The 4,467-nt window shown below is 72.5% G+C and carries 4 protein-coding genes and 1 pseudogene; 3 read left to right on the top strand and 2 right to left on the bottom strand.

The annotated features are described in order from the left end of the window. Nucleotides 1-118 precede the first annotated feature (118 nt). Nucleotides 119-484, top strand: a complete 366-nt coding sequence (locus tag RH94_RS26975; protein ID WP_073950763.1) for a hypothetical protein — start codon at nt 119-121, stop codon at nt 482-484. 22 nt (nt 485-506) lie between these two features. Here RH94_RS26975 and RH94_RS26970 read toward each other — a convergent pair whose 3' ends face one another. Beyond that, nucleotides 507-1,424 (bottom strand): NAD(P)-dependent oxidoreductase, encoded by a 918-nt coding sequence (locus RH94_RS26970; RefSeq protein WP_073950792.1) that lies wholly within the window; start codon nt 1,422-1,424, stop codon nt 507-509. A gap of 274 nt (nt 1,425-1,698) precedes the next feature. Here RH94_RS26970 and RH94_RS26965 point away from each other — a divergent pair, with 274 nt between their 5' ends. Beyond that, the gene (locus tag RH94_RS26965; protein ID WP_073950790.1) at nt 1,699-2,460 is read left to right on the top strand and encodes a DUF4142 domain-containing protein; all 762 of its coding nucleotides are present in this window, start codon (nt 1,699-1,701) and stop codon (nt 2,458-2,460) included. Between the two features lie 246 nt (nt 2,461-2,706). Further along, nucleotides 2,707-3,681, top strand: coding sequence for an LAETG motif-containing sortase-dependent surface protein (locus RH94_RS26960; RefSeq protein WP_073950762.1), 975 nt, complete (start codon nt 2,707-2,709; stop codon nt 3,679-3,681). 21 nt (nt 3,682-3,702) lie between these two features. Here RH94_RS26960 and RH94_RS26955 read toward each other — a convergent pair. Beyond that, a pseudogene (locus RH94_RS26955) lies at nt 3,703-4,467 on the bottom strand (nucleoside hydrolase); the annotation flags it as partial.

Below are 4,467 nucleotides of genomic sequence, written 5' to 3'. Positions count from 1 at the left end.
CCGGACGGGAGCGGCGGCGCCGGTTGCCGTGCCGGGGCCGTCCGTGCGTGTCCCGGACGACGACGCCCGGCTCCCCCACGCTTATCCTGAGCTCCTCAGGGGGAAGGGGAAGTGAGCGATGCACTGGATCTGGTGGGTACTGATCCTGTTCTGGACGGGTGGTTTCGCCTGGTTCGCCGACACCGTCCGCACCGCGCTGCGCAACCGGCACGAGCGGAAGCTGGAGCTGATGGAGGCGGCGAAGGCGGAGCGGCTGGCCGTGGAGACGGCGCACAAGCCGCCGGAGCCGGTGTGCGGGTGCACCCACCATCTGGCCAAGCACGACAAGAGCGGCCGCTGCCACGAGCGCGTCGAGGTCCCGACGGCCTGGGACGAGAACAAGAAGCCGCTGCGCTTCGAGCCGGGGCAGTGCAACTGCCAGCAGTACGTGGGCCCTCAGCCGCTGTCCCAGGTGTACGCCGAGGAACTCACCGACCGCGCCTGACCTCCGGCGCCCCGCGTCACCGTCACGGCTCCGCCCGCCCGTGGTCCTCCCCGGCCGGGTCGCGGTCGGTGAAGCTCGCGAAGTACGCCGCCGCCATGTCCTCCTCCCCGTGCCCCTGGGCGGCGGCGCGGGCGAACCGTTCGGCGCTCGCGGCGGCCACGTCGAGACGGACGCCGTGGCGCTCGCCGGCCCGGACGATCAGGCGGGCGTCCTTCTCCGCGGTGGTCACCGCGAAGCTCGGCGGGAGGAACCTGTCCTCGAGGATGACGCCGGCCTTGGCGTGCAGGTAGCCCATGTCGAGCGGGCCGTCCGCGATGAGGTCGAAGAAGCCCCGCGGATCCACGTCGAGCCCCTTGGCCAGGGCCAGCGCCTCGCCGGCCGCCGCGGTGACCGCGATGACCCAGCTGTTGGTCACCAGCTTCAGCCGCGTGGCGGTGGCCGCCGCGGCGTCCTCGCCGGTCCACACCGTACGGGCGCCGACCGCCTCGAACACCGGCGTCACCGCCCGCCGGCCCTCGACGGGCCCCGCCGCCAGCACGGTCAGCCGGCCGGCCTCGGCCGGCTGCTTGGTGCCCAGCACGGGTGCGTCGTAGAAGACCAGGCCGTGCTCGTCGGCGAGGGCGGCCAGTTCGGCGACCGACTCCAGCCCCGCCGTGGTCGACTGCGCCCACGCGGCGTCCCGGCGCAGCGCGGGGGCGGCCTCGCGCATCACGTCCAGGACCGTGCCGCCGTCGTGGAGCATCGTCAGGACCACGTCGGCGTCGCGCACCGCCTCGGCGGGGGTCCCGGCGACCTCGGCGCCGTCGGAGGCCAGGGGCTCGGCCTTGGCCCGGGTGCGGTTCCAGACCCGGACGGCGTGTCCGGCGCGCACGAGGTTGCGGGCCATCGCGGCGCCCATGATCCCGGTGCCCAGGACGGCCACGGTGCGGGTGTCGGTCATGTCGTCCACCTCTCGGATCGGCGTTGCTCCGTGCGGTGGGTGCCGCGCGGGTTCCGGGCCCGGCGTCCGCACGGATGACGTGGCGTACGGGTGCGGGTACCCATCCCCGGGTGATCGGCGTCACACCGGCGACAGTGAGTTTTTACCAAATCAAAAGATTCTTTACGCTCCCCCCGTACGTATCAGTGGGTGTCCGAACCGCCTGTGAGGCGGGATCCATGACCGCGCAGGAGGCACGGTGCGCTTTTCGCGGAACGCGACGGGAACGCTCTTCGTGGGCGGTGCCCTCAGCCTGACCCTTGTCGCACTCGGCTACCCGGCCATGCTCGGTCTGGACAAGGTGTCCAACGACGGCGACCGCATCATCGCCCAGACGCAGTGGGGGCCGCTGACGGAGTCGGACCGGGACTTCGTGGTCAAGGTGCGCGCGGCCGGGCTGTGGGAGTACCCCCTCGGCAAGATGGCCCTGGAGAAGGGGACGACCCCGGAGGTCGTCACCGCGGGCGAGCACCTGATCGACGGTCACGCGGCGCTGGACACCAGCTGCCGCAAGATCGCCCCCCTGCTCAACATCACGCTGCCGAACGTGGCCAGTCCGCAGCAGGAGGGCTTCGTCGTCACGATCGGCAGCAAGAACGGCAAGGAGTTCGACTCCGAACTGGCCAACATCCTGCGCATGACGCACGGCTCGATCTTCAACACCATCGCGAAGGTCCGCTCCACGACCAAGAACGGCCTGATCCGCGAGCTCGCCAACCAGGCCAACGACACCGTCCTCGACCACATCATGGTTCTGGAGGCCACCGGACTGGTCAACTTCGAGCAGACGCTGTTCATGCAGACGACCCCGCCGAAGCTGCCCCTCGTGGACCTGACCCCGCCGCCCCCGTCCGGCCGCCAGCCCATGGTCGTGCTCACCCCGCCGCCGAACCCCACCTCGACCACGTTGGTGGTCCCCGGCGAGTCGACCCCACAGGCCCCCGATCCGCAGCAGGCGCCCAGCCCGCAGCCGACCCCCAGCCCCCAGGTGGGGTGAGTCGCGGAACATCCGGTTCCCCATGTGACACAAATGTGATGAGGCAGCGAACTCGGTTCTGTGGTCACGAAGTTGACATGTTTCAACCGCGCACACGAACATGAGCGCACACTGTGGCGCATGTGACCGATGGGCCCGTTGTCTCTTCCGTCTTCCGTGGCCCTCTCCTGGTCCGTGCCGTAGTCCTGTGACCAGTCACCCCTGTGCACACCAGCCACCCCTGTGCACAAGCAAGATGGGATCCGTATGTCCATAGCCAGACGTGTCACCGCCGGCCGCCTGCTGGGAGCGGGCGCCGCGACGCTCGCCCTGTGCGCCGCCTCCGTCGCCGCCGCCTCCGGAGCCTGGGCGCAGGACGTGCCCGGCGGTGACGGCTGGAAGAACGGCGGCCAGTACAAGCCCGGGACGGGCGCGGGCAAGGTCACCGAGAGCGACCGCTGCCAGTTCTCGCTGGACGGCAAGAACTTCTTCGACGCCGTCAAGGTCGACGACCAGAGCCTGCGGCCCGGCGAGGACGGCAAGGTCCACATCAAGGTCCGTACCGCCCGGGACGCCACGACCTGCACCGCCTCCCTGGCCTCCTACCTCGCCCACGGCCCGACGTTCGCCACCTCCGGCGAGCAGGTGTTCGTCGACTTCGACACGGTGACGGTCAAGCGCGGCCAGACCGACTCCCTCGACATCGCCGTGCCGGACGCCGGCTGCTTCGCGCAGATCGACCTGTACCGCGGGGCGGTCAAGTTCGACGGCAGGACGGACGCGAACGACGGCTTCGAGCACGGCGAGCTGCCCAAGGGCCCGGACCGCCCGGTCATCAAGGACAAGCTGATCGCGGCCTGGAACGGCGGCACCAAGGACTGCACGGCCACCGAGTCCGCGCCCGAGCCCGAGCCCGAGACCGGGACGCCGACCGCCCCGTCGGACTCGGCCCCCGCCGAGCCGTCGGCCCCGGCGGAGGACACGACGCCGCCGGCCACCGAGACCCCCGCCGGGACGGAGAGCCCGTCGACGAGCCCGAGCGAGGCTCCGGCCCCGTCGGCCTCCGCCTCCGAGTCCACCACCGCCCCGGCCCCGGCCCCGAACGGCGGCAGCGGCGACCTGGCGGAGACCGGCGGCGGCAGCAACACCGGCCTCGTCGCCGGCGGCGCCGCGGTGCTGCTCGCGGGCGGCGCGGCGATCGTGGTCGCCACGCGGCGCCGGACGGCGAACCGCGCCTCGTAACAGGCTCCGGGGCCCGGCCGGCCCCTCCACGGTGGCCAGGAACAGCTTGACGTACCGCTCGGCGTCGATGTCCGACGCCACGTCCACCAGGGGCTGTTCACGGGCCTCGCCGTGCAGCTCCGCCTCGCCCGGACGCGGGCGGCGGTCGACGACCGTCTGCCCGCGGGCCGGGCCCGGCGCGAGGACGACCTCCACCGGCAGCCGGTGGGTGGTCAGCCCGGCCGGGTCGGCGACCGAGCACACCGCGCCCGCGTCGCCGAGGCCACCGTAGGGGACGTCGTTGCCGGTGGCCGGGGAGCGGTGGGACAGCAGCCGCCCGGCCAGCCGGGCACCCGGCTCACCGCGCTCGCGCAGCCGCCGTACGTCCGCCTCCGGCACGAGCACCCGCTGGAACACGTCCAGGCCGTACATCGTGATCGGCACCCCGGCGGTGAGCAGGACCGCCGCGGCCTCCGGGTCGTGCCAGACGTTGAACTCGGCGACCGGTGTGGCGTTTCCGGTGGCCACCGCGCCGCCCATGAACACGATCCGCTCGATGTTGCGGGTCACCTCGGGGTGGGTGCGCAGCAGCAGGGCGATGTTGGTCAGGGGAGCGGTGGGGACCAGCGTGACCGGACGGGGCGAGGCCAGGATCGCGTGGTGCAGCAGCATCACCGCGTCCACCTCGGTGGGCCGGCGGGCCGGCGCGGGCAGTCCGAGGTCGCCCATGCCGTCCCGGCCGTGCACGTGATGGGCGGTGCGCAGGGGTTCGAGCAGCGGCCGCTCGGCGCCCCGGGCCACGGGAAC

It is taken from the genome of Streptomyces kebangsaanensis (genome assembly GCF_001906585.1).
Lineage (GTDB): Bacteria > Actinomycetota > Actinomycetes > Streptomycetales > Streptomycetaceae > Streptomyces > Streptomyces kebangsaanensis.
The sequence above is the reverse complement of the archived record's forward strand: the minus strand, read 5'-3'. Positions and strand labels throughout refer to the sequence as shown.

Coding starts and splice junctions, on each gene's coding strand:
- RH94_RS26960 (WP_073950762.1), top strand. CDS start 2,707: ATGTCCATAGCCAGACGTGTCACCGCCGGCCGCCTGCTGGGAGCGGGC.
- RH94_RS26975 (WP_073950763.1), top strand. CDS start 119: ATGCACTGGATCTGGTGGGTACTGATCCTGTTCTGGACGGGTGGTTTC.
- RH94_RS26970 (WP_073950792.1), bottom strand. CDS start 1,424: ATGACCGACACCCGCACCGTGGCCGTCCTGGGCACCGGGATCATGGGC.